This window comes from Aquitalea sp. LB_tupeE, assembly GCF_013391415.1.
Lineage (GTDB): Bacteria > Pseudomonadota > Gammaproteobacteria > Burkholderiales > Chromobacteriaceae > Aquitalea.
Genome location: NZ_JACAXB010000028.1, coordinates 97,340 through 120,742, shown reverse-complemented (window position 1 = coordinate 120,742; position 23,403 = coordinate 97,340). Strand labels below are relative to the sequence as shown.

Annotated in this window: 23 protein-coding genes and 2 tRNA genes; 7 read left to right on the top strand and 18 right to left on the bottom strand. The window is 55.9% G+C overall.

The genetic code is table 11. The features are described from left to right. Positions 1-539, top strand: a 539-nt coding sequence (locus HWX34_RS14775) for a hypothetical protein (RefSeq protein ID WP_218645197.1), incomplete at its 5' end; no start/stop codon positions are given. Between the two features lie 228 nt (positions 540-767). On the opposite strand, the gene HWX34_RS14770 is transcribed toward HWX34_RS14775, so the two are convergent. Next, positions 768-1,049, bottom strand: a complete 282-nt coding sequence (locus tag HWX34_RS14770; protein ID WP_178972950.1) for an AlpA family transcriptional regulator — start codon at positions 1,047-1,049, stop codon at positions 768-770. A gap of 765 nt (positions 1,050-1,814) precedes the next feature. On the opposite strand from HWX34_RS14770, the gene mscL reads away from it, so the two are divergent. Then, a complete protein-coding gene (gene mscL, locus HWX34_RS14765; protein ID WP_178972949.1) occupies positions 1,815-2,276 on the top strand; it encodes a large conductance mechanosensitive channel protein MscL in 462 nt (153 codons plus the stop codon). Positions 2,277-2,352: 76 nt separating this feature from the next. Here the strand turns inward: mscL and HWX34_RS14760 are convergent, their stop codons facing one another. The 3 genes from HWX34_RS14760 to HWX34_RS14750 all read right to left on the bottom strand — a co-directional run bounded on the left by HWX34_RS14760 (position 2,353) and on the right by HWX34_RS14750 (position 5,372). Then, the gene (locus HWX34_RS14760) at positions 2,353-4,176 is read right to left on the bottom strand and encodes a methyl-accepting chemotaxis protein (protein ID WP_178972948.1); all 1,824 of its coding nucleotides are present in this window, start codon (positions 4,174-4,176) and stop codon (positions 2,353-2,355) included. Positions 4,177-4,367: 191 nt separating this feature from the next. Continuing rightward, complete coding sequence (locus HWX34_RS14755; RefSeq protein WP_178972947.1) at positions 4,368-4,958, bottom strand: methyltransferase domain-containing protein; 591 nt, start codon at positions 4,956-4,958, stop codon at positions 4,368-4,370. Between the two features lie 21 nt (positions 4,959-4,979). After that, entirely contained in the window at positions 4,980-5,372 is a 393-nt protein-coding gene (locus HWX34_RS14750) for a DUF1289 domain-containing protein (protein WP_178972946.1), read from the bottom strand. A 138-nt stretch (positions 5,373-5,510) separates the two neighbouring features. Between HWX34_RS14750 and HWX34_RS14745 the strand changes: the two genes are divergently transcribed. Continuing rightward, complete coding sequence (locus tag HWX34_RS14745) at positions 5,511-5,720, top strand: hypothetical protein (RefSeq protein ID WP_178972945.1); 210 nt, start codon at positions 5,511-5,513, stop codon at positions 5,718-5,720. Between the two features lie 133 nt (positions 5,721-5,853). On the opposite strand, the gene HWX34_RS14740 is transcribed toward HWX34_RS14745, so the two are convergent. The 4 genes from HWX34_RS14740 to nosP all read right to left on the bottom strand — a co-directional run bounded on the left by HWX34_RS14740 (position 5,854) and on the right by nosP (position 11,832). Then, on the bottom strand, positions 5,854-6,228 hold the full coding sequence (locus HWX34_RS14740) for a DUF779 domain-containing protein (RefSeq protein WP_178972944.1): 375 nt from the start codon (positions 6,226-6,228) through the stop codon (positions 5,854-5,856). 187 nt (positions 6,229-6,415) lie between these two features. Next, positions 6,416-7,936, bottom strand: coding sequence for an aldehyde dehydrogenase (adh, locus tag HWX34_RS14735; RefSeq protein WP_178972943.1), 1,521 nt, complete (start codon positions 7,934-7,936; stop codon positions 6,416-6,418). 132 nt (positions 7,937-8,068) lie between these two features. After that, on the bottom strand, positions 8,069-10,666 hold the full coding sequence (locus HWX34_RS14730) for a PAS domain-containing hybrid sensor histidine kinase/response regulator (RefSeq protein WP_178972942.1): 2,598 nt from the start codon (positions 10,664-10,666) through the stop codon (positions 8,069-8,071). Positions 10,667-10,668: 2 nt separating this feature from the next. Then, a complete protein-coding gene (gene nosP / locus HWX34_RS14725; RefSeq protein ID WP_178972941.1) occupies positions 10,669-11,832 on the bottom strand; it encodes a nitric oxide-sensing protein NosP in 1,164 nt (387 codons plus the stop codon). Between the two features lie 343 nt (positions 11,833-12,175). Here nosP and HWX34_RS14720 point away from each other — a divergent pair, with 343 nt between their 5' ends. Beyond that, positions 12,176-12,829, top strand: a complete 654-nt coding sequence (locus HWX34_RS14720) for a response regulator transcription factor (protein WP_255496949.1) — start codon at positions 12,176-12,178, stop codon at positions 12,827-12,829. 352 nt (positions 12,830-13,181) lie between these two features. After that, a complete protein-coding gene (locus HWX34_RS14715; protein WP_178972940.1) occupies positions 13,182-13,505 on the top strand; it encodes an HdeA/HdeB family chaperone in 324 nt (107 codons plus the stop codon). Positions 13,506-13,762: 257 nt separating this feature from the next. Here the strand turns inward: HWX34_RS14715 and HWX34_RS14710 are convergent. The 10 genes from HWX34_RS14710 to HWX34_RS14665 form a co-directional block, all read right to left on the bottom strand. Beyond that, positions 13,763-13,839, bottom strand: a tRNA-Pro gene (locus tag HWX34_RS14710). Positions 13,840-13,869: 30 nt separating this feature from the next. Beyond that, positions 13,870-14,223 (bottom strand): MerR family transcriptional regulator, encoded by a 354-nt coding sequence (locus HWX34_RS14705; RefSeq protein ID WP_178972939.1) that lies wholly within the window; start codon positions 14,221-14,223, stop codon positions 13,870-13,872. Continuing rightward, positions 14,204-14,506, bottom strand: coding sequence for an integration host factor subunit alpha (locus HWX34_RS14700; protein ID WP_045845169.1), 303 nt, complete (start codon positions 14,504-14,506; stop codon positions 14,204-14,206). Before HWX34_RS14700 ends, HWX34_RS14705 begins: the two co-directional genes overlap by 20 nt. Positions 14,507-14,577: 71 nt before the next feature. Then, positions 14,578-16,950 carry a phenylalanine--tRNA ligase subunit beta gene (pheT, locus tag HWX34_RS14695; protein ID WP_178972938.1) on the bottom strand — a complete coding sequence of 791 codons (2,373 nt, stop codon included), beginning with the start codon at positions 16,948-16,950 and terminating at the stop codon, positions 14,578-14,580. A gap of 19 nt (positions 16,951-16,969) precedes the next feature. Continuing rightward, positions 16,970-17,953 carry a phenylalanine--tRNA ligase subunit alpha gene (gene pheS / locus HWX34_RS14690; RefSeq protein ID WP_045845171.1) on the bottom strand — a complete coding sequence of 328 codons (984 nt, stop codon included), beginning with the start codon at positions 17,951-17,953 and terminating at the stop codon, positions 16,970-16,972. Positions 17,954-18,163: 210 nt separating this feature from the next. Continuing rightward, entirely contained in the window at positions 18,164-18,520 is a 357-nt protein-coding gene (gene rplT / locus HWX34_RS14685) for a 50S ribosomal protein L20 (RefSeq protein WP_045845172.1), read from the bottom strand. 12 nt (positions 18,521-18,532) lie between these two features. Beyond that, entirely contained in the window at positions 18,533-18,730 is a 198-nt protein-coding gene (rpmI, locus tag HWX34_RS14680) for a 50S ribosomal protein L35 (protein WP_045845173.1), read from the bottom strand. A gap of 156 nt (positions 18,731-18,886) precedes the next feature. Continuing rightward, positions 18,887-19,411, bottom strand: coding sequence for a translation initiation factor IF-3 (infC, locus tag HWX34_RS14675; RefSeq protein ID WP_082086295.1), 525 nt, complete (start codon positions 19,409-19,411; stop codon positions 18,887-18,889). Positions 19,412-19,449: 38 nt separating this feature from the next. Next, a complete protein-coding gene (thrS, locus tag HWX34_RS14670; protein ID WP_178972937.1) occupies positions 19,450-21,351 on the bottom strand; it encodes a threonine--tRNA ligase in 1,902 nt (633 codons plus the stop codon). A gap of 165 nt (positions 21,352-21,516) precedes the next feature. After that, a tRNA-Val gene (locus HWX34_RS14665) sits at positions 21,517-21,593 on the bottom strand. Between the two features lie 223 nt (positions 21,594-21,816). On the opposite strand from HWX34_RS14665, the gene tgt reads away from it, so the two are divergent. Beyond that, positions 21,817-22,932, top strand: a complete 1,116-nt coding sequence (tgt, locus tag HWX34_RS14660) for a tRNA guanosine(34) transglycosylase Tgt (RefSeq protein ID WP_178972936.1) — start codon at positions 21,817-21,819, stop codon at positions 22,930-22,932. Between the two features lie 120 nt (positions 22,933-23,052). Next, complete coding sequence (gene yajC / locus HWX34_RS14655) at positions 23,053-23,376, top strand: preprotein translocase subunit YajC (RefSeq protein WP_045845176.1); 324 nt, start codon at positions 23,053-23,055, stop codon at positions 23,374-23,376. Positions 23,377-23,403: the final 27 nt, after the last annotated feature.

The window sequence follows — 23,403 nt, the reverse complement described above, 5'->3', positions numbered from 1 at the left end:
CGCACGGCACTGTTGCCGTGAGCAAAGCCGAAGCCATGGCGAAGAAATTTCATACTCTGTACGGGATTGGCTGCTCGCCAGCCCAACGACTGACGCGTAAGGGGAAAGGGCTGGCTAATACCGTGTTGGTCATGTATTGGCCCTTGGCTGCAGAAAAAGTGGAGTGGCTACTGCTGGCAACAGATGGGGAAGGACTCGAGCAGGAAACCTTGCAGGATGTCGGAGATAAACCGTACTTGAAATGGCTTGGGTATGAACTGGTACGTCAACCCAGCCGAGGCCGGGCCGCGTGGACATGGCGACGGTCAAAACAGGAAATCGAAGAACTGCATGCCATGATTGCCATGCAGGCGAATCGGAAAAACACTGCCGCGATAACGGAAACGCTGGAGCGCATCGCAAGGCAGCCTGGCTTTCATGGCATACGAACCCAGTCGTGGGCGCTATGCCAGGCTGCGCTACAGCGTGGATACGATGGCCCGCTGCCGCACCTGTTTTATGTGCAGAAGGTGAGTCATGGGGAGCGGCTGGTGCTGTAATAGTTTGGCTTGATTCATGCGCGACGACGTGTCGGTCAAACCTGTGTGGATACGCTGTTCCGTATTCATCCGTTCTCTGAGCAGCCACTTAGCAGGGGGAGCTGCTGGTTTGTCTCTTACCAAATCAACTGTGCAATAACGCTGCCTATACTGAAGGAGTTGTCGATAGGTTTTCAGACCGAGTGACGGTAATTTATTCTTACCAGTAGTCAGCCTTTCTTCTTGTAATCAGATTGACTCGCGGCGCTTGCGAACTTGCTCTTCTTTGGTCGGCCGACCACGTTTAGCAGGAACATTGGGCGGAAGCATGCTTGGATTTTGCTCACCGGAGATGTGTTCATACTGCTCTTGCAACCAAGTATCCACGTCCTCCTGACGGAAACGTACTTGCCGGCCAAGCATAATCGCAGGTGGTAGAGACCCACCATTATTACGACGGTTATAGATAGTTTGCAGAGACAGACCTATAAGTTGGGCAAGCTCGGCTGGGGTTAGCAAAGGGAATGTCATGAGGGTATCCGGTCAAGCTGGCACCTGCCAGCACTCCGTATAGCGCTATACAGTGTGAAACCTGGATTTTTAATGCATTTGTTCTATTGCGAAGCAAGGCTGCATTGCCTAAAATGACTTTGCGTTGCTGCAATTTTGCAGCACTTAGTGAGGTAGATGGCGGTAAGTCGCAGGAAGTGTAGGTAGGTTAAGTTACTGATTTTTATTTGCTTTTCGATGGAGTTTCAGTCTGGGCAAGGCCCGTTAAATGGACTGTTAATCCGCAGGTCGCAGGTTCGAGCCCTGCTCGGGGAGCCACTAGATTCAAGCACTTAGCCCACCTACACGGTGGGCTTTTTGTTTATCTCCTTTTTTACTGCTGTTTGCAGCCCGCATCCATTTTCTGCCACTTTGCTGTACCGCTGCACGGCTTGCTGAAGATTCTGCATTACACGCCTCTCCGCTTGGCACTCTCCCCGCTCTCGAACCTCCGTCCACCAAGACAACACCCGCAAGCAGCCTGCTGTTTTAGAATGCATGTCCAGCGGAAAGCACCAGTCATCACCGACAGCAGAAATCGGCAATACAACAACAAAATACCCGGAACAGATCCATACAGCTGGATGCCAGCAACACAGGCCACATTCCTTGCCAAGGAATCAGGTAAATTAAGCTGGGTTTTCAAAGCATCTGGCAGCTGCATGTTGGTCACGCAACATATCAGCATATTCGTGCTAAACTAGTGTTTGCTTAACACTGTATTAAACAAAAATCAAAGGATCAGCCATGTCCATTCTGAAGGAATTCAAGGAATTTGCCGTTAAAGGCAATGTTATCGATCTGGCAGTCGGCGTGGTAATTGGTGGCGCTTTTGGTTCCATCGTCAAATCGCTGGTTGATGACGTAATCATGCCGCCTATCGGGCTATTGGTTGGTAACGTGGATTTTGCCAACCTCTTCCTGGTTCTCAAGGAAGGCGTCAAACAAGCCGGGCCTTATGCCTCGGTAGCCGCGGCTAAGCAGGCTGGTGCCGTCACCATGAATATCGGCTTGTTCATCAACTCCCTGGTCAGCTTTACCATTGTCGCTTTCGCCATCTTCATGCTGGTCAAGGCAATCAACAGGCTCAAGCGCGAAGCACCGGCAGAGGCTCCGGCCGCTCCTGCCACCAAGGAATGCCGCTACTGCCTGTCCAGCGTGCCTCTGAAGGCTAGCCGTTGCCCCTGCTGCACATCACAGCTGGACTGATGACACGCATTGGTAGTCAAACTAAAAAGAGGCCCTTATGGGCCTCTTTTATTTCCTGCTGTTCGCTGATGCTGACTCAGCGTTTGTTCTTGTTCTTCAACCCAGCAGCCTCCAGCAAGCTGCTGGGGTCAAACCCCAGTCGCAACGCACCCCAGTGACGTCCATCCAGGTAAACCGGCAGGGTCAGCTCGGACAGGATTTCACCAGTATCACGCATATAGGTATGCAGCAGGAAGGGCTGGGTGTTATGCGCCGACTTCAATCCTGCTGGGTCCGAGAAAATCCGTTTGTCACGGCTGTTGATCAGGTCTTTTTCTGTATCACCCGTCATGGCCTGGCTATACCAGCTGTTATGCGTCGGGGCGTAACCATTGCCATCCACCAGCAAGCAAAAACGCCCGCCGACCACATCCCGTACCAAAGCGTCGTAATGGGGCTGCACCAGGCTGGCCAGTTTTTCATCATAGGCCGTGTGGTATTTGGGCGGCTTGCTGCCAGGAATTTGCTGATAACGTTTGTCGAATACATCCACACCGTCCTTCAGCTGTTGCTGCAGAATGTCCTGCAACACATCGCGCTGCTTGCGTGCCAAGCTGATCATGCGGTCGAACTCGCCTTCGCCAATAATGAAACGCGATACCATTTCCTGCACTTGTTCTGCCACGCCGGACAGTTCATCTGCCACATGCTCGGTATGGTTCAAGCGCTCTGTCACCAACTGGCCCAGACCATGAATCTCGGATACATGGCGATTGACCTGCCGGTTGGTTTCAGCAAAGTCTTCCATGGTGCCGGCAATCTGGGTGAGACTGCTGGCCGTGGCTTCGAAATCTCCCATCATGCGGCCAAAGTGCTGTGAGGCGCGCGATACCACTTCGCGTGCCTGATGCGTGCCCGTGGTGATTTCATTGGTTTCAACCTGGGTATCGGAAACCAGGCCCAGCATGCCATCAATATTGCTGGAGATTTCGTCAGTGGCATTTTTGACCTTCTCTGCCAGCTTGCGCACTTCATCTGCTACAACAGCAAAACCACGGCCGGTTTCACCTGCACGTGCCGCTTCGATGGCGGCATTCAGTGCCAGCAGATTGGTTTGATCGGAAATATCCTTGATCAGATCAACAATGGTTTTGATACTGGCCGAGCGCTGACTCAGATCTTCAACCGTCTGGTTGAAATGTCCCACCTTCTGGCTGATGTCAAAAATACGGTCGGCCACAGTTTTCAGTTCGTCATACGACTCGCGTGCCACGTCCAGATTGGACAAGGTAGAGGCCGAGATAGATTGCGTCTGGCCAGTCACCTGATTGATGCCAGAAGTCGTCTGGTCGCTGGCATCGCGCACCCTGGTGGCGAACTCATCCTGTCGCACCGCACTGCCCAGCGATTCACTGACATTCTTGCGGGTTCGTGCCGAATCCATGGCAATACGTACCGTCATCAGGCGCACATTGCTGATGATTTCGCGCATTTTCAGTTGGAAGCGGTTATAGGAGATCGAAACTTCGCGGATTTCGTCATGCGTGACGGTAGGAATGTCCCGTGATAAATCACCCTCTCCGGCGCCTATCTCATTGAAAATTCCGATAATCATCTTGAGCGGACGCACAATCAGGTAGCGCAAATACCAGACCATGAAACTGATGAAGACAAAGCCAGCCAGCCACAATGCCGATGACCAGAAAATGGCGCCATCAATACTGGATTGTATCTGCGCCAGACTGGCCGCATTGATACCGGAACCGGCCAACTGACCGCGAATGCCAGTTAGCACCAGATAGACGTAAACCACCATGATCAGCTGAAACAGACTCAGAAAAAAGAAACTGCACAGTTTCCGGGTCAGGGTAAAGAAAAATGTTTTCTCGATCAGGGTATAGACGCGCCAGAACCACTCCATGCTCTCTCCTTACAACCTGCTGCTATTGCTTGTTATATGTTTAAAGCGGGCGCTACATTTTTACCTTAATTTAGTGAATTAACCAATCAAATTTAGGATAAACCTGACACCAATCAAGAATCATTACCATCTACACAAAAAAAATTGAAAACTATCAATACAAAAACTGATGAATCCAGCGGCGCGTAAATTCAATCAGCCAAACGCTGCCACACCATCCAGTACTCTTGTCCGGCAAAAACCGGTATTGCTGCCGCTACGGGCTGGCAGCTTAGCAAGCTGAACGCTGGATCCAGCCGCTGGTGCAATTCTGCCAGGCTGGTGCCATAGGGTGGCCCCTTGGGCTTGTCCGCCAGGAAAAACACACCCGCCAGAAAACCACCGGGACGCAGCAGCTGACTAACCTTATGGGTATAGCTCTCCCACAGCCTAGGTGGCAAGGCACACAAGAAGGCGCGCTCGAAAATGGCGTCATAATGGGCATCAGCCTGCAAAGCAAAAAAATCGGCCTGCCACAACCGGGCCGAACTTCCCTGCAAAGCCTGACGCGCACGCTTGACCGCCTCGTGGCTGAAATCAATGGCATCCACCCGCATGCCGGCCGACAGCAGCCAGGGAACATCGACCGCACTGCCACAGCCAGGCAACAGTACCTTGCTGTCAGGTGCCAAGCGGGCAAAAAACTGCTGCATCTGCGTATCGCCCGCTGCGCCCTCCCATGGTGTCACGCCTTGTTCATAGCGTTGATCCCAAAATGCAGGCAGAGAGCTATCCTGTGCCATCAGTTAGTCTTCCTTTTTATGCTAATTCGCTAATGCAATATATTGGGAAAGTTGCGCCAATACTCCATCCAAGCCTTGCTCCAGACCAATAGGCAGCCCCCGACCATCCGGCAAGCGCAGCGCCAATTGCCCTGCGTTCAGACGCAGCATCAGGGTTCGGCCATCCAGACGTAATACGCCCCACTCCAGGCCATCCTGTACTTGCAAGTCCAGCAACACCCCCAGACGCTCGGCAATTTCCAGCAAGGGCATCCGCTGAGGCAGGGTTTGCCATACCTGCTCGCGCTCGGTGCCGTCCATGAAACACCAGTTGGAAATTTCGGCAAAGCTACGGCCACATCCTCGGCAAACATTGTCACCAACTGCGGTTGTGCAACGTGCAATGCATGGGGAATCGGGTCGCTGTGTTGCCATTGAATACTCCTGATTGAAACATTTCCGTCATCTTTCTTGACGAAGGCAATAAAAATGTCAGATAAATGAAAGATCGCTGCAACATGATATACGCCAATGCCTCGCAACGAATTATTGATTTTCCGGATCTTGCGCATCTTGCGCACACGACAGGTGCAGTATCTGGATGAACAGCAGATCATGACCGCCATCCGGCGTGAGATGGGAAATGAGGTCAACGAAAGCATCATTCAGGAACACCTGCGCTACATGCAGCAACATGGCCTGCTCAAACCCGTCCATCTGAAACGGCAGGGCAGCGGTTATGCGCTGGACTGGGCCGGCTACGACTATCTGGATGCCTCGTGAAACTGCGGTCATTTTAATGGCAGACAAGACCGGTAAAGGATTTTTCCTGGCCGGAAATGAAAACCCCCCCTTTATGGGGGTTTTACTTTATTTACAAGTCCGCGTCTGAGTATGGCAAACCCAGGATCTGCCATCAGTCAGGCTGATTTGATTGCTTGGCGAGTTCTGCCAGTTCTTCGTCACTGAACAAACGCGACAAGGTGACAAAGCGCATGCCTTCGCTGCCCTCCAGCGAAAAGCTGCTGCTGCGTCCGGGCAAGGCATCGATGGTGAGTTGACAGTTATACCAGTAAGCGTACAAGAATTCGCTGATATAAAAAGGGCAGCCGCCGATTTCTCCCAATAGAATGTCATGATCGCCAACACGGAATTCCTGCTGGGTAAAACACAGTGGCGCACTGCCATCACAACACCCACCAGACTGATGGAACAGCAAGGAACCATGGCGTTGGCACAACACCGACAATAGTTCCGCAGCACGCTCTGTCATGTTGACGCGGGAAATCATGTCACCCCTTTGCGAAAAACCGGCGGCGCCAAAGCGAGAGCGGCTCGCGCCACCCCCAAGGAGGACCGCTGCTTGCACACGGTCACCACCTGCCGCAGGTGATGACCATGGAATGGACTGCCAGGAAAGCGATGGCGCGGCAAGAAGCACCACACTGTCGCCTCAGCGGAGGAAACCTGCCGCTTGCTTAGAAGAAACCCAGCGCTTTCGGGCTGTAGCTCACCAGCAGGTTCTTGGTTTGCTGGTAGTGATCGAGCATCATCTTGTGGGTTTCGCGACCGATACCGGATTTCTTGTAACCACCAAAGGCAGCGTGTGCCGGGTAGAGGTGGTAGCAGTTGGTCCACACACGACCAGCCTTGATCTCGCGTCCCATGCGGTAGGCGGTATTGCCGTCACGTGTCCACACACCGGCCCCCAGGCCAAAGGCGCTGTCATTGGCAATGCGCAGTGCTTCTTCCTTGTCCTTGAAGGAAGTCACGGCAACCACCGGGCCAAAGATTTCTTCCTGGAAGACACGCATCTTGTTATGGCCCGCCAGAATGGTGGGTTGTACATAGAAGCCCTCGGACAGTGCACCGCCCAGATGGGCCTGACCACCGCCGGTCAACACTTGAGCACCTTCGGCCCGGCCGATATCGATGTAGGACAGAATCTTATCCAGTTGCTCGCGCGAAGCCTGCGCACCGATCATGGTGGACATGTCCAGCGGGTTGCCTTGCTTGATGGCCTGTACGCGGGCCACGGCACGTTCCATGAAGGCATCGTAGATGGACTCCTGCACCAGCACGCGCGACGGGCAGGTACATACTTCACCCTGGTTCAGGGCAAACATGGCGAAGCCTTCCAGTGCCTTGTCGAAGAAGTCGTCGTCTTCGCGCATGATGTCTTCGAAGAAGATATTGGGCGACTTGCCACCCAGTTCCAGCGTGACCGGGATGATGTTTTCAGCAGCGTACTGCATGATCAGCCGACCGGTGCCGGTTTCGCCGGTAAAGGCCACTTTGGCAATACGCGGGTTGGTGGCCAGTGGTTTGCCGGCTTCCACACCAAAGCCGTTCACCACATTGAGCACGCCGTCCGGCAGCAGGTCGGCAATCACTTCCATGAGCACCAGAATGGCCATCGGGGTTTGTTCGGCCGGCTTGAGCACTACACAGTTACCGGCAGCCAGTGCCGGGGCCAGCTTCCAGGCGGCCATCAGCAGCGGGAAGTTCCACGGAATGATCTGCCCCACGACACCCAGCGGCTCGTGGAAATGGTAGGCCACGGTGTCGTCGTCCAGTTCGGACAGCGAACCTTCCTGCGCACGCAGGCAGGAGGCGAAATAGCGGAAGTGGTCGACAGCCAGCGGCAAGTCGGCGGCATTGGTTTCACGGATGGGTTTGCCGTTGTCCAGGGTTTCCACCAGCGCAAGGAAAGGCAGGTATTCTTCCAGGCGATCGGCAATTTTCAGCAATACATTGGCACGCACAGCCGGTGCAGTGCGTCCCCAGCGGTCGGCCGCGGCATGGGCGGCGTCCAGCGCCAGTTCGATATCGGCAGCGCTAGAGCGGGCAATGTCACACAGCGGCTTGCCGTCGATCGGGCTGATGTTGGTGAAGTACTGGCCTTGTACCGGGGCCACCCAGCGGCCACCGATGAAGTTTTCGTAGCGGGACTTCAGCGGAACTTTCTTGCTGATTGCGGCGAGTGCTTGCTGATACATGACGTTGCCTCCTGGCTATTAGAATCGGAGTGCCGGCGTGTCTACCGGCAGCCAAGTCATTCTGCGAAATTATCCCGCCCTGCTCTATTCGACTTTGGTCTTAGAAACCTGGGCTCCGCCCCGGCAGTCAGGTCAGTCAGCACCGGACTGTGCCAACCTCCCCAGATGACCGATCAGCGCACGCAATCGGGCCGGACGGACGGGTTTGGTGAGCATGGCCCAGCTTTCTGCGGCAATTTGCGCAGCAACCTCGGGCGTTCTGTCCGCGGTGATAATCGCCGCAGGAATGCGCTGTCCCAATGCTTCGTACAAAGCCACTATGGCTTGCGGCCCGCGCTCCTCGTTGTCCAGATGATAGTCCGCCAGAATCACGTCAGGCGGGCGGCTGAGCTGGCGCAGCAAGGACACGGCCTGCGCCGTGTTTGCCGCCACCAGTGGCAGGCATCCCCAGCCGGACAGCAAGGTGCTCATGCCGGCCAGGATGGCCGGTTCATTATCAATCAGCAGCACAGACAGGCCTTGCAGCTCGGACGGCCCCGGCGAGGCAACCCGCTCTTGCTGACGCGGAAACAGGCTGGCAGCCTCGGCCTGACCATATGGCAAGACAATGCCGAAGAAGGAGCCACGCCCATAGTGCGACTGCACCACCAAGCGATGCTGCAGACGAGTGGCCAGGCGCTTGACGATGGCCAGCCCCAAGCCCAGGCCCTTGCTACACATACCGCTGTGTTCAGCCAGACGCTGGAATTCCTCGAACACCAGTGACAATTTGCCCGCCGGAATGCCCTGCCCCTGATCCCACACCCCCACCAGCACGCCGTCGTTCACCCGCCGAGCCCCCAGCAGCAAACTGCCTTGTTCGCTGTAGCGCAAAGCATTGCTCAGGAAGTTGCGCAGAATGCGCCCCAGCAGCACCCAGTCGCTATGCACCACCACCGGCAAGGGATGGCAGCGCAGTTTCAGGCCGCGCTCGGCCACCAAGGGGCTGAACTCGATGCTCAACTGGCGTAGCAACTGGTCCAGATGAAAGTGATTGGGGGTGATTTGCAAGGCACCGGCATCAATGCGCGAGAGTTCCAACAAGGTGTTGATCAGGTCGTCCACCGCTTCCAGCGAGCTGGCGGCATGTTGCGCCAGCCGCATGCTGTCGGCACTGCCCTCGCGCTCGGCCAGGCTGGCCACAAACAGGCGCGCCGCATTCAGCGGCTGTAACAGGTCATGACTGGCGGCGGCAAAGAAGCGGGTTTTGCTGAGATTGGCCTCTTCTGCCGCCACAATGGCCGCGCGCAGCTGGGTATTGGCATCACGCAATTCCACGGTACGTGCCGTCACGCTCTGTTCCAGCTCTTCCTTGGCCTGTTGCAGCACCTGCTCGGCACGCCGGGTTTGCGTGATGTCCTGGATCAGCGCATAAAAGCCATGCACCGCACCGTCCTCGCCAATATGAGGAATGAACGCCGCCTGCGCATATTCGACCGAGCGTTTGGGCGCGGGCATCTTGAGTTCAAAGACAGAAGAAACACCAGCCAGCGCCTGCTCGACAAAATGGCGGCGCGGGTCGTACAAGTCAGGCCCCAGCACTTCGCGCAGGGTATGGCCGTTGATCTCGTTGACCGGTTTGCCAAACCAGTCTTCATAGCCCTTGTTGGTAAAGCGGTAAACCTGGTCTTTGTCGACATAGGAAATCAGTGCCGGCAAGGCGTCGGTAATCAGTCTGAGCTTGGACTCACTTTCGCGTAGCGCACGTTCATCATGCTTGCGTGCGGTGACATCACTGCAGGTAATCACAAAACCGGCATTGGGCATCGGGCAGGATTCAATCTCCAGCACCAGCCCGTGGCAGGTTTCCACCTCATAACTGCCACTGATCGGGCAGAGCAGCGGAATTTCGGCATCTTCCGGCAAGGCCTGCCCAATAGACAGGGTGGCCGGATGCAAGCCCGCCAATTCGCAAAAGCGATGATTCCAGGCCAGCAGCTGTGAATGCTGGTCGAATACGGCAATGCCCTGACGCAGACTGTTGACGGTGGCGGCCAGCAACTGGCGGTGCGCAGCCTGGTCTTGCTGGCGCAGTAGTTGCTCCTGACGCTTGATTTCGCTGATGTCGGTATAAATGGCCACCCGGCCACCATCGGCCGTCGCCCGTTCACTGATACGCAGGCAACGCCCGTCGCTCAATGGCTCCAGATAGCTGCCATTGCTGTCCTGATGCTGACGGTAACGCAAAGCACGCCACCTCCCGGCCTGCCCCATGGCGTCCAGCACGGCACCGGACTCAGCCAGATGATCCAGATATTCTGCAAAGTGCATGCCGGTACGCACATGGCCACGCAGGACCGGCAACAATTCGACAATCCGCTGATTGAAACGGACCAGGCGGTCGTATTGGTCCCATTGCGCAAAACCGTCGGCAATAGTGTCCACCGCCACACCCAGCCGGTTATTGGCCTGCTCGGCGGCCAGCCGGGCTTCTTCGAGAGCGATATTGCTGGTCTTCAAGTCGTTGATGGCACGCTCCAGCGCGTGGGTACGCTCTTGAATGCGCTTTTCCAGCTCGGCAGACACCTGGAAAATGGTAAAGGAATTACCATTGTCAGCCATGCCGCTTTCCACGCGGTAAATCAATGCGTTATTGATCTTGCGCAGTTTGGCATTGTCCTTTTCCAGCTGTGCGATATGTTGCAGCAGCGTGGCGGAATCTGCCCGGGAGAGATCGACAGCCGGTTCCATGCTTACCCCTGATGCAGCACGCCCTGATGTCCGGCATAGCCGATGGCAATGCCGGTAAAGGTCTGGTTGACATGCATGGCGTTGAATTGTTCGCCATAGGTATTGAAGCCCACTACCCGATTCTGCACCAGCAAGCTGGAGAGACGACTTTGTGCAGCGGTATTGCTGATCATGATGCGGCGCAATACGCAGTCACACCCCAGCACGACCTGCAATGGCCCCAGCTGCTGGCGAACGCGGGCAAAGGTTTTATCCAGGCTGGCCACCAGGTCCTGCGCCTGTGTGCCCGATAACACCACGCCCTCATCCACACTACAGAAAAAAGACAATGACAAATCAGGATTCACCCGCTGGATGGAGCGCACATACGGCACGCCACCCACTTGCAGGACCAGCGGGTGGGCGGCAAAGGTATTGGCATCCAGTTGCTCCGGGTCCAGGCCCAAGGTACGACAGTACTCCGCCGCCGCCGGCTCGGCATTGATCTCGGTAACCAGACGGCTATCGGCATCTGCTTCGGTAATCACCATGCGTTCACCACTACGTGCCGCATGCTCGGACTTGAACATCTCAAAAGGATGGCGGCTGGCCACCATGACAAAGACAGCAGACTGGGTATGAAAACGGCCATCCAGCAAAACCGCCGTGTTTTCGAAGCGCATATTGTCACCGGCCGATCCACCCAGCAGCGGGATATGCCCCAGGGCAGAGGAAAGCCGGCTGGCGACGCGTTCCTCACAGGCAGCCAGCCCATCAATCAGCATCAGGGCAAAGCTGTTGCGGTCGATTGCGGAGCCACTCTTGCGTGCCAGCTCATGCCGGGCCGTCATTACCGCTTCAAAAGCATCCGCCAGCTCGAAGTCATGCAGCTGGTCCAGCCTGGCCGCAACGGCAAAGAAATCGGGCTCGGCAAAACTGACCCCACTGATACTGCCCTGCTGATACCCATGGCAGCCGATCTCGCCAGCCGTGGTACAACCCACCACCAAGGCATCACCAAAATGGCCTTGTAGCGCCTGGGCCAGCAAGGAAAGGTCATAGGCTGGCGAAATAAACAGCAATACCAAAGCCAGTGATGGCTGATACAGCTGCGCGAACAATTCTGCCGCGGCCTGCGCCGGGTCTTGCTGCTGAGTGCTACCCAGCAGCACCAAAGGCTGCTTCATCTTGTCTCCACCAGGCTGCGCAGTTGGCTGAACAGCCCTGTTCTGTGTCAGCCAATCTGTGCTGGCTTCTACTTTTGTTACATGGTCAGGCATCATCAACACTGTCAGGCAGCCTGGCAGACACCGGTTTGAATAGCCACACAGGCCATGCATTCTAGCGCGCAGCCTCTCCCCATTGCCAAACTCGAATCGATAGCAAGATAACAGCCAGAAGACTGCACACAAGCACTCAATCCACCTTTACCACCAAAAGCCATGCTGCCAGCATTGTGCATTTCAGGCTATAGTCTTGTTCGCTGGCCGAATCAGTCAGCTTGACTCACGCGTTGGGGCCATGATGGAAATGAGTATTCTGATCGCTGATGATCATCCGCTGTTTCGCGAAGCGTTGAAAGATGTTGTGCTGGATGCGTTTGGCCGTTCGGTGCGGCTGATCGAGTGCACTTCACTGGCAGAAGTCCAGGCTGCCATTCACGACGACACGCTTGAGCTGGCGCTGCTGGACCTTAACATGCCGGGCATGTTCGGCCTGCAAGGCGTTGCCTTGTTGCGCCAAAGCGCGCCGGTGGTGCCACTGGTGATTGTGTCAGCGGATGAACGCAGCGAAGTGGTCGCAGCGGCATTGCAGCTGGGCGTGTGTGGCTTCATCCCCAAATCCACACCACGGCAACAAATGGCGGATGCAGTACGCCGCATTGCCGAAGACGGGGAAATCTACCAGCCAGAACAATTGGCCGGACACGACACCAACAGCCCGACCCCATTGCCCTTGTCTGTCGAACAACAAGCCATGCGCAACCGCATTGCCAGCCTGACCAAACAAGAACGCTGTGTGCTGGAAGCCATTATTGCCGGCAAACCCAACAAAATTGTGGCGATTGAGTTGAATATTGCAGAAAGCACCGTCAAGGCGCATGTATCGGCCATCTTGCGCAAGCTTGAGGTCAATAGCCGGACTCAGGCCGTCATCAAGGCCGGGCCTGTATTGAGTGGATAACTCACAAGACACAGTTTGCTCCACGCGCACCAGCGCTTGTACCAGACTTCTTGCGCTTAACCCGAAAGTGCCGGGTTCAGTCCCTCCACACCATTCTTGCGGGCCCAACCCTAAACACCAGACAGCTTCATCCTGTTGACAATCTCGATAGCAATGGCAATAAATTCAAATACATAGACGCATTGCCACCATCATCACTGATTAATCTCAGCGAATCAAAGAAAACTCATCAAGCAGAAACGAAATATCCACGACAGCTTGCCTTGACCGAAAAATTACATAACTGGAGGATGGCCTCACCCCAAACACTTTTCTTTTGTTTCGGGGATGATCATCACCAAGGAGTCAAAGCATGCCTGCAAAACTGAAAATCATGGCCCTGATCGCATTACTTGGCAGTTCCGCATTTGCTGTTGCCAGCAGTGGTACTGGCAAACAGAATGCATCTGGCAGCAAGTCAAATGCCAAATACGCAATTACTTGCAACGACTATCTCGTGATAAAGGAAACCGACAGGCCCATCATTCTTGGTTATGAAATCAGCAAGCATAAGAATGGCAAGGTTACAGCGACTGAAGTCATTGCCGACGTAGAAAAAATCCGCCCGCAAATTGACGAGTACTGCAAGGTAAACAAAGAAAAAACCATGTGGCAAAAGATCAAGAGCGCGCTCTGATCGGGCTGGCTGCACAGATCAGCCTCGTTGTTTAGCCAGTATTCTGTCAGGGCTTGATGGCCATGGCTGTGGCAAAATTATCACCATGTTGCAGCATATTGGCTGAATGCGCATGAAAAAAGCCACCTTTAATCGGGTGGCTTTCATATTTGTATATTGCCTGTAAATACCAATATCACGCAGCGCATTTTGCGCAGGCAACAAAAAAGCCACCTTATATTGGTGGCTTTAATGATATGTGTACTGATTTAGTCTTGTGGTCGGGGTGAGAAGATTCGAACTTCCGACCCCCTGCACCCCATGCAGGTGCGCTACCAGGCTGCGCTACACCCCGACTCAAGAGAAACACATTGTAGCTGTTTATTTACTGTTTGCCAATACCTGAATCCAACCAATTCAGAATGGCTTCCAATTCAGCGCGTACTTCCTGAGCAGTAATCGGGCGCTCCATTTCACCACCCGCACCCAAGCGCTGACGCGCACCTTGAATGGTGAAACCATCATCGTACAGCAAGCCGCGAATACGACGCACCAGCAATACCTCGTGATGCTGGTAATAACGACGATTGCCACGACGCTTGACCAGGCGCAACTGGGAGAATTCTTGCTCCCAGTAACGCAGCACATGCGGCTTCACCCCGGTCAGCTCGCTCACTTCGCTGATGGTGAAGTAGCGCTTGGACGGGATTGCCGGCAAATCAGCCTTGCTTGTTAGCATGGTATTGCTCAACCATTCCTTTGAGTTTCTGACTGGCGTGGAAGGTCACCACGCGGCGTGCCGTGATGGGAATCTCTTCCCCAGTCTTGGGATTGCGGCCCGGACGCTGCGGCTTGTCGCGCAGCTGGAAATTACCAAATCCGGACAGCTTTACCGAATCGCCTGCTTCCAGTGCGATACGGATTTCCTCAAAAAACGTTTCAACCATGTCCTTGGCTTCACGCTTGTTCAGACCTACCTGGTCAAACAACAGGTCGGCCAACTCAGCCTTGGTCAAAGTCATGACTACCCCTTAACTTCTTGAATATACAGATGGAAGGCGGACATTATGCCACGCCTTCCGGCAATAATGGCTTACAGACGCAACTGGGCTGCATGCGCGTTTGCAACAGCATCCAGCAGCTTCTGAATGGCCGGCTCGACATCTTCATCAGTCAGGGTGCGGGCGTCGTCCTGCAACACCACACGGAAGGCCAGGCTCTTCTTACCTTCTTCCACACCCTTGCCGCGATAGACATCGAACAGGGCCACTTCCTTCACCAACGCGGATGCATGTTGACGGAAAGTATCCAGCATAGCAGCAACCGTTACCTGCTCGTCAACCACCAGCGCCAGATCGCGGCGTACCGGCTGCAACTTGCTCACCAGCTGCGCCTTGGTGGCAGTGCGCTGTTCGACAGCAGCCAGATCCAGTTCAAACAGCACCGGCGGTGTAGGCAGGCCGTATTGCTGTGCCCACTTGGGATGCAGCTCGCCCATCACGCCAATCACCTTGCCGTTCAGGCTGATCTCGGCACAACGGCCGGGGTGGAAGGCCGGGTGTGCGGCCTTGGTGAAGCTGGCTTGGGCTGGCAGCAGCAGGGCTTCCACATCGGCTTTTACATCGTAAAAGTCGATGCGCTCGGCCTTGGCACCCCATTGCTCGGCAACGCGCGGGCCCCAGGCAAGGCCTGCCACTTTTTCCGGCTGGGTGGTTTCGTCGGCCTTGCCGGCAGCATTCTTGCCGAACACGCGGGCCACTTCAAACACCCGCACTCGCGGCTGTTTACGATTTAGGTTGCCTTGCAGCACATTGACCAGGCCACCGATCAGGGACGAGCGCATCACGCTCATCTGCGAGGCAATCGGATTGATCAGGCGTACCGGGTCGGCATTGCCGGCAAAGTCACGCTCCCAGACCTCTTCGACAAAGGCGTAGCTGACTACTTCCTGGTAGTCACGGCCAGCCAGGAAATGGCGGATGTCTTCACGCGGGCGACGCTCTTCCGGCAGCGCCAGCATGCGCAGGCGGGCAGCCGGGGCTTCGTAAGGGATGGCATCGTAACCGTGTACACGGGCCACTTCCTCGATCAGGTCTTCTTCGATCTCGATGTCGTAGCGGAAAGACGGTGCATGCACCAGAAAGCCATCTTCCAGCGTATCGAACACCAGACCCAGACGGGTGAGGATGGTAGCAATCTGCTCGGTCGACAGGGTAATACCCAGCAGCCGTGCCACGCGTGCGGTGCGCACTTTCACGCCCTTGCGGACCGGCAGTTCGGCAACTTGCTCGTTGAGCGGGCCAGCCTCACCACCGCAGATGGACAGTACCAGTTCGGTGGCACGTTCCATTGCGTCACGTTGCAGTTCGAAATCCACACCGCGCTCGAAGCGGAAAGAAGAGTCGGAACCGAAACCCCAGGCGCGGGCCTTGCCTGCAATGGCTGCCGGAGCAAAGAAGGCACTTTCCAGCATGATGTCAGTGCTGGCGGTGGTGACACCGCTTTTCTCACCACCCATGATACCGGCAATGGCCAGTACCTTGGCGTTATCGGCAATCACCAGATTGTCTTCGGCCAGGGTGACGGTTTTTTCGTTCAGGCACAGCAGCTGCTCGCCCGCCTTGGCCATACGCACGGTGATACCGCCGTCAAGCTTGGCCAGATCAAAGGCGTGCATCGGCTGGCCTTGTTCCAGCAACACATAATTGGTGACATCAACGATGGCGGAAATGGAACGCAGACCGGAACGCTCCAGACGGCGCTTCATCCAGTCCGGGGTCGGCGCAGCGGCATTGACATTACGGATCACGCGGCCGATATAGCGACCGCAGGCTTGCGGGGCAGCAATAGCCACCGGTACCACGTCATCGATTTGCGGTGCGATGGCAGTAATGGTTTGTGCTTGTAGTGCAGCACCGGTCAGCGCGGCTACTTCGCGGGCGATACCCTTGATCGACAGGCAGTCAGCACGGTTAGGCGTGATTTTCAGCGTGAACAGCTGATCGTCCAGACCCAGATAGTCGCGGATGTTCTGGCCTACAGGCGCATCAGCCGGCAGCAGCATCAGGCCATCCACATCTTCGGGTACGCCCAGTTCCTTGCCGGAACACAGCATGCCGCCGGACTCCACGCCACGCATCTTGGTGGGCTTGATCTTGAAGTCGCCCGGCAATACCGCGCCTGGCAGTGCGCACGGCACACGCACACCGACAGCCACGTTCGGTGCGCCACAGACAATTTGCACTAGTTCGCCAGTACCGACGTCCACCTTGGTCACGCGCAGGCGGTCAGCGTTTTCGTGCTTGACGCATTCCTTGACCTCGCCAATCACCACGCCGGTAAACGCCGGCGCAGCGGCGGTGGTTTCTTCCACTTCCAGACCCGCCATGGTCAGCAGGTAGGACAGTTCCTCGCTGGAAAGGGAAGGATTAACCCAGTTTCTCAGCCAATGTTCGGAGAATTGCATTCTTTATCCCTACCTGCGCTTAATTGAACTGTTTGAGGAAGTTGAGATCGTTCTCAAAGAACAGTCGCAGGTCATTCACGCCGTAACGCAGCATGGCGAAACGGTCCAGACCAATGCCGAAGGCAAAGCCGCTGTACTTTTCCGGATCGATATTCACATTGCGCAGCACATTGGGGTGCACCATGCCGCAGCCCCCCACTTCCAACCAGCCACGCTCGCCCAGCACGTCGATTTCGGCGGACGGCTCAGTGAAGGGGAAGAAAGACGGGCGGAAGCGCACTTGCAGATCATCACGTTCGAAGAAGCGGCGCAGGAAATCTGTCACCACGGCTTTGAGGTCGGCAAAGGACACGCCCTCTTCCACCCACAGGCCTTCCATCTGGTGGAACATCGGGGAGTGAGTGGCATCGGAGTCCACGCGGTATACCCGACCAGGAGCCACGATCTTGATCGGCGGCTCGTTGTTCAGCATGTAACGCACCTGAATCGGGCTGGTATGGGTACGCAGCACATCACCACCTTCTACATAGAAGGTGTCGGCCATGGCGCGGGCCGGGTGGTTTTCCGGAATGTTCAGTGCCTGGAAGTTGTGGAAATCGGTTTCGATTTCCGGACCGTCCGCCACCTGGAAACCCATGGAACGGAACAGGGTGGCAATACGTTCCAGCGTCAACGCCACCGGGTGCAGGCCACCGGTAGACAAGCCACGGCCCGGCAGGGTGACATCGAGCGACTCGGCCGCCAGCTGGGCTTCCAGCTTCTGTGCATTGATCAGGTCACGGCGGGCATTGTGGGCGGTTTCAAAAGCCTGCTTGGCCACATTGATGGTGGCACCGGCAGCCTTGCGCTCCTCGGGAGGAAGCTTGCCCAATTGTTTGAGGAGTTCGGTCAGCTCGCCGCTCTTGCCGAGATAGCGCGCTTTGACCTGCTCCAGTTCGATGAGGTCGGACACTGCCTCGACGGCAGCCAGACCAGCTTGGAGAATCGCGTCAACGTTAGTCATTGGGTCTCACACCGTATGCGTCTTTCCGGCCTGTCGGCCGGCGATGTGGCAACCGTTGCATGACATCAGCGGCACCCTGCACCAACCGGCAGACCGGAACAAAAAGGCTGACCACACTCATGGCAGTCTGGTCAACGCTCTTGCAACATCGTTACTACAAGCAAATGAAAAAAAAGGGAGGCATCAGCCTCCCCTTTTACAGTCTTGCTATCAAGCGAGGCTAGCTTTCGCCTTTTCAACGATCTGAGCAAAGGCAGCCTTGTCGAACACGGCCAGGTCGGCCAGGACCTTACGGTCGATTTCGATGGCGGCTTTCTTCAGGCCGTTCATGAACTTGCTGTACGGCAGACCGTTTTCACGCGCAGCGGCGTTGATACGGGCAATCCACAGCTGACGGAACTGACGCTTTTTCTGACGACGGTCGCGGTATGCGTATTGACCGGCCTTCATCACCGCCTGTTTGGCGATGCGATAGACGTTCTTGCGACGGCCGCGATAGCCTTTCGCCAGGGCAAGGATTTTCTTGTGACGAGCACGTGCGGTTACACCGCGTTTAACGCGTGGCATTATTCAGTCTCCTTATGCGTAGGGCATCATGGCGCGAACAGAAGCCATGTTGGTGGCGTGTACCATGGTGGTACCGCGCAACTGGCGCTTGTTCTTGGTGGTTTTCTTGGTCAGGATGTGACGCTTGAACGCATAAGAGCGCTTTACACCGCCATTGCCCAGCACGTTGAGACGCTTTTTCGCGCTCGACTTGGTCTTCATTTTCGGCATGGAAAACTCCTGCAGAATTTCTGAGTTAGATTAGACACAGGGTGACCCGAAGGTGCTTGAAACCACTGCGTCACGCTTTTGCGCAGGGCATTGCCGCCCTACAAAATCAACACGGCAGGGTAGACCCTGCCGCATTGAGAAAACGATTATACCCGATTATTTCTTTTTCGGGGCAATCATCATCACCATTTGACGACCTTCCAGCTTGGGGAATTGCTCAACTGTCGCAATTTCAGCCAAATCGGCTTCAACACGCTTGAGCAATGCCAGGCCGATGTCCTGGTGAGCCATTTCACGACCACGGAAACGCAGGGTGATCTTGGCCTTGTCGCCATCATTAAGGAAACGGATCAGGTTACGCAGCTTGACGTTGTAATCGCCATCGTCAGTGCCCGGGCGGAACTTGATTTCCTTGATCTGGACCTGCTTTTGCTTGAGCTTGGCTTCGTGACGTTTCTTCGACTGTTCGTACTTGAACTTGCCGTAGTCCATCAGCTTGCAGACCGGAGGCTGAGCAGTCGGGGAAATTTCCACCAGATCCACATCATTTTCCTCGGCCAGTGCCATTGCTTCACGCAGACTGACAACACCAATCTGCTCACCTTCCATGCCTACCAGACGAATCTCGCGAGCGGTAATCTCGCCGTTGATCCGTGCTTCGCGTTCCTGAGCTATAGCCAAATCTCCTATTAATCTATCAAATGCCTGCCGTTGCCGGATCAGGCCTCGGGCATCTCAGCCTTGAGGCGGGCAATGAATGCATCCAGCGTGAGCTGACCCAGGTCTTCACCTCGGGCGCGCACGGCAACCAGTTCGCCTGCTTTTTCCTTGTCGCCCACGATGATCTGGTACGGCAGCTTTTGCAGACTGTGCTCGCGGATTTTATAGCCGATCTTCTCGTTTCTCAAGTCAAGATCGACGCGGAAGCCTTGTTTCTTCAATGCTTCGGCGATTTGTGCAGCATAATCCGCCTGTGCTTCGGTGATATTCATCACCACCATCTGCACCGGAGAGAGCCACAACGGGAAGGCACCTGCGTGGTTTTCGATCAGAATACCCAGGAAGCGCTCCAGCGAACCGAGCGCCGCACGATGTAACATCACCGGACGCTTGCGGCTGTTGTCGTCGGCCACATATTCAGCGCCCAGACTTTCCGGCAGCATGAAGTCCAGCTGCAAGGTACCGCACTGCCAGGAGCGACCCAACGCATCCTTGACGTGATATTCGATCTTCGGACCGTAGAAGGCACCCTCGCCCGGCAACTCTTCCCAGGCCACGCCGCATGCTTGCAGCGCTTCGCGCATGCCCTGCTCGGCCTTGTCCCAGGTTTCTTCGGCACCCAGGCGCTTTTCCGGACGCAGCGCCAGCTTGATCGACACCTTGTCAAAACCGAAGCGCTCGTACACTTCCATCACCAGCTGGTGAAACGCCTTGGCTTCCTGGTTGATCTGGTCTTCAGTGCAGAAGATGTGGCCATCATCCTGCACAAAGCCACGCACACGCATGATGCCGTGCAGCGCGCCGCCCGGTTCGTTACGGTGACAGGAGCCAAACTCGGCATAGCGCAGCGGCAGGTCACGATAGGAACGCAGCCCGCTGTTGAAAATCTGGATATGACCGGGGCAGTTCATCGGCTTGACGGCGTAGTCGCGCTTTTCCGATTCGGTGATGAACATGTTTTCCTTGTAGTTCTGCCAGTGACCCGACTTCTTCCACAATTCCACATCCATCATCATCGGCGTGCGGACTTCCTGATAGCCCTCTTGCACCAGTTTGCCGCGCATGTATTGCTCGACGTTCTGCCACAGCTGCCAGCCCTTGGGATGCCAGAACACCATACCTGGCGCCTCGTCCTGCAGGTGGAACAGGTCCAGCTGCACACCCAGCTTGCGGTGGTCGCGCTTTTCCGCCTCTTCCAACATATAGAGGTAGGCTTCCAGATCTTCCTTCTTGGCCCAGGCCGTACCGTAAATACGCTGCAGCATTTCGTTCTTGCTGTCGCCGCGCCAGTAGGCACCGGCCACCTTCATCAGCTTGAACACCTTCAGCTTGCCGGTGGACGGCACGTGTGGGCCACGACACAAGTCGGTGAATTCACCCTCGCGATACAGGCTCAGCACCTCGCCTTGCGGGATGGATTCGATGATCTCGGCCTTGTAGGCTTCGCCAATGCTCTTGAAGTAAGCAATAGCCTCATCACGTGGCAGTTCGTAGCGCTCAACCGGGATATCCTTCTTGGCCAGTTCGGTCATCTTCTTTTCGATGGCCGTCAGGTCCTCCGGGGTAAACGGGCGCTTGTAGGCGAAGTCGTAGTAGAAACCGTTTTCGATTTCCGGCCCGATGGTCACCTGCGCCTCCGGGAACAGCTCCTTCACCGCATAAGCCAGCAAGTGGGCGGTGGAGTGGCGGATGATGCCAAGACCATCGGCATCCTTGTCGGTCACGATGGCCAGATCGGCATCACGATCAATACTGTACGAGGTATCCACCAGCACGCCATCGACGCGACCTGCCAGCGCAGCACGCGCCAGACCGGTACCGATGGACGCAGCCACTTCATGAACCGTTACCGGCTTGTCGAAGGATCGAACCGAGCCGTCAGGCAGGCGAATGTCAGGCATGTCAACTCCAAACAGGGCGTAATATTGTTACGAAGGGTAAAAAAAAAGAGCGGCCTGAGCCGCTCTTTTTTTGCATGGTACAACCCGCAAGGCTCAGCTAGCGTGAGAATGTCGGGTTGTGGTAGTTCGCCAGTTTTTCACCTGGGATAACTCCATGCTGTGTATTGGTAGGCACGATTGGACTCGAACCAACGACCCCCACCATGTCAAGGTGGTGCTCTAACCAGCTGAGCTACGTGCCTGTCGTCGAGTTGGCAATACTAAAGGCCTGACCGCGAAAATGCAAGCCCCTGACCGCATGAATCCGCAAGTCAGGCTGTGCAAAGGCCGCCCGGCCTGAAGCACTCGACCTGCCTCACCCGCCACGCCCATAAATATCTTCTGCGGCGATTTTCCCTGCCTAAGCAACAGCCCCCTCCGCTTGCTGTATACTAGCGCGCTGATTTTGCATAACAAATACACCCCATGCTGAAGTTTACCGTACACAAAACATCCGGCGGCGCACGGCGCGGCACACTGGAACTCAACCACGGCACGGTGGAAACCCCGGTTTTCCAGCCAGTGGGCACCTATGGCTCGGTCAAGGCCATGAGCCCGGTGGAGTTGAACGACATCGGCGCGCAGATCATTCTGGGCAACACCTTCCACCTGTGGTTGCGCCCTGGTCTGGAGGTGATCGAGCAGTTTGGCGGCCTGCACGAATTCATCGGCTGGGACAAACCCATTCTGACTGACTCGGGCGGCTTCCAGGTATTCAGCCTGGCCGACATGCGCAAGCTGACCGAAGAAGGCTGCACTTTCCAGAGCCCGATCAATGGCAACAAGCTGTTCTTGAGCCCGGAGATCTCGATGAAGATCCAGACCGTGCTCAATTCGGACATCGTGATGCAGCTGGACGAATGTACGCCGGGCCAGGTGGATCGCAATACCGCACAGAAATCGCTGCAGATGAGCCTGCGCTGGGCAGAACGTTCACGCCGCGCCTTTGACGACCTGAAAAACCCCAATGCCCTGTTCGGCATTGTGCAAGGCAATCTGTATACCGACTTGCGCCAGGAGTCGCTGGAAGGCCTGCTGCAGGTGGGCTTTGACGGTTACGCCATCGGCGGGCTGTCGGTGGGTGAGCCCAAACCGGAGATGTACCGCATGCTGAACGAGCTGAACGGCATGCTGCCGGCTGACAAGCCGCACTACCTGATGGGCGTTGGCACACCGGAGGACCTGGTACACGGCGTGGCCAACGGCATCGACATGTTCGACTGCGTGATGCCGACCCGCAATGCCCGCAATGGCTGGATTTTCACCCAGTACGGCGATGTGAAAATCAAGAACGCGCGTTACAAGGATGACAAGAAACCGCTGGACGAAGAATGTGGCTGCTACGCCTGTCGCAACTTCAGCCGCGCTTACCTGCACCACCTGCACCGCGTGGGTGAAATCCTGGGTGCCCGCCTGAACACCATCCACAATCTCTACTACTACCAGGAACTGATGCGCGAAATGCGCAAGGCCATCGAGGAAGACCGCTTTGCGGATTTCCGCCTGGAATTTGCTGCCAAACGCGCGCGCGGCGTCGCCTGACAAGGGGAACCGCGCCGGTCAGGCACAGGTCAGACATGCCCGACGGTTGGAAAAACCCACATAGCGTGGCTACAATGGCCGGTTTGTATCAACAACACCTAAATAACAAGGGAGCAAACAATGCCCTTCATCGATAAAGCTTTCGCCGCCGGTGCCGCACCAGCCGGTTTCGACATCATGTCTTTCCTGCCCATGATCGTCATTTTCGTACTGTTCTGGTTCCTGATGGTTCGCCCGCAGCAGAAGAAAATGAAAGAGCATCAAAAGATGTTGTCGGAAATCCAGAAGGGTGACGAAGTCATTACCCAAGGTGGTGTTCTGGGCCGCGTGGTTAAAGCCGGCGAACAGTTCCTGACCCTGGAAATCGCCAATGGCGTGGAAATCAATGTGCAGCGCCCGGCCGTTACCGGCAAGGTGGAAAAGGGCACGCTGAAGTCCCTGTAATTCCCCAGGACGGCCGTCAGCCCGGTA

Coding starts and splice junctions, on each gene's coding strand:
- HWX34_RS14750 (WP_178972946.1), bottom strand. CDS start 5,372: ATGGCAACACAGCGACCCGATTCCCCATGCATTGCACGTTGCACAACC.
- HWX34_RS14755 (WP_178972947.1), bottom strand. CDS start 4,958: ATGGCACAGGATAGCTCTCTGCCTGCATTTTGGGATCAACGCTATGAA.
- yajC (WP_045845176.1), top strand. CDS start 23,053: ATGCCCTTCATCGATAAAGCTTTCGCCGCCGGTGCCGCACCAGCCGGT.
- HWX34_RS14760 (WP_178972948.1), bottom strand. CDS start 4,176: ATGGAGTGGTTCTGGCGCGTCTATACCCTGATCGAGAAAACATTTTTC.
- nosP (WP_178972941.1), bottom strand. CDS start 11,832: ATGAAGCAGCCTTTGGTGCTGCTGGGTAGCACTCAGCAGCAAGACCCG.
- HWX34_RS14740 (WP_178972944.1), bottom strand. CDS start 6,228: ATGATTTCCCGCGTCAACATGACAGAGCGTGCTGCGGAACTATTGTCG.
- HWX34_RS14700 (WP_045845169.1), bottom strand. CDS start 14,506: ATGACTTTGACCAAGGCTGAGTTGGCCGACCTGTTGTTTGACCAGGTA.
- adh (WP_178972943.1), bottom strand. CDS start 7,936: ATGTATCAGCAAGCACTCGCCGCAATCAGCAAGAAAGTTCCGCTGAAG.
- thrS (WP_178972937.1), bottom strand. CDS start 21,351: ATGCCTGACATTCGCCTGCCTGACGGCTCGGTTCGATCCTTCGACAAG.
- pheT (WP_178972938.1), bottom strand. CDS start 16,950: ATGCAATTCTCCGAACATTGGCTGAGAAACTGGGTTAATCCTTCCCTT.
- HWX34_RS14720 (WP_255496949.1), top strand. CDS start 12,176: ATGAGTATTCTGATCGCTGATGATCATCCGCTGTTTCGCGAAGCGTTG.
- HWX34_RS14770 (WP_178972950.1), bottom strand. CDS start 1,049: ATGACATTCCCTTTGCTAACCCCAGCCGAGCTTGCCCAACTTATAGGT.
- rplT (WP_045845172.1), bottom strand. CDS start 18,520: ATGCCACGCGTTAAACGCGGTGTAACCGCACGTGCTCGTCACAAGAAA.
- HWX34_RS14705 (WP_178972939.1), bottom strand. CDS start 14,223: ATGCTAACAAGCAAGGCTGATTTGCCGGCAATCCCGTCCAAGCGCTAC.
- HWX34_RS14730 (WP_178972942.1), bottom strand. CDS start 10,666: ATGGAACCGGCTGTCGATCTCTCCCGGGCAGATTCCGCCACGCTGCTG.
- mscL (WP_178972949.1), top strand. CDS start 1,815: ATGTCCATTCTGAAGGAATTCAAGGAATTTGCCGTTAAAGGCAATGTT.
- pheS (WP_045845171.1), bottom strand. CDS start 17,953: ATGACTAACGTTGACGCGATTCTCCAAGCTGGTCTGGCTGCCGTCGAG.
- HWX34_RS14715 (WP_178972940.1), top strand. CDS start 13,182: ATGCCTGCAAAACTGAAAATCATGGCCCTGATCGCATTACTTGGCAGT.
- rpmI (WP_045845173.1), bottom strand. CDS start 18,730: ATGCCGAAAATGAAGACCAAGTCGAGCGCGAAAAAGCGTCTCAACGTG.
- tgt (WP_178972936.1), top strand. CDS start 21,817: ATGCTGAAGTTTACCGTACACAAAACATCCGGCGGCGCACGGCGCGGC.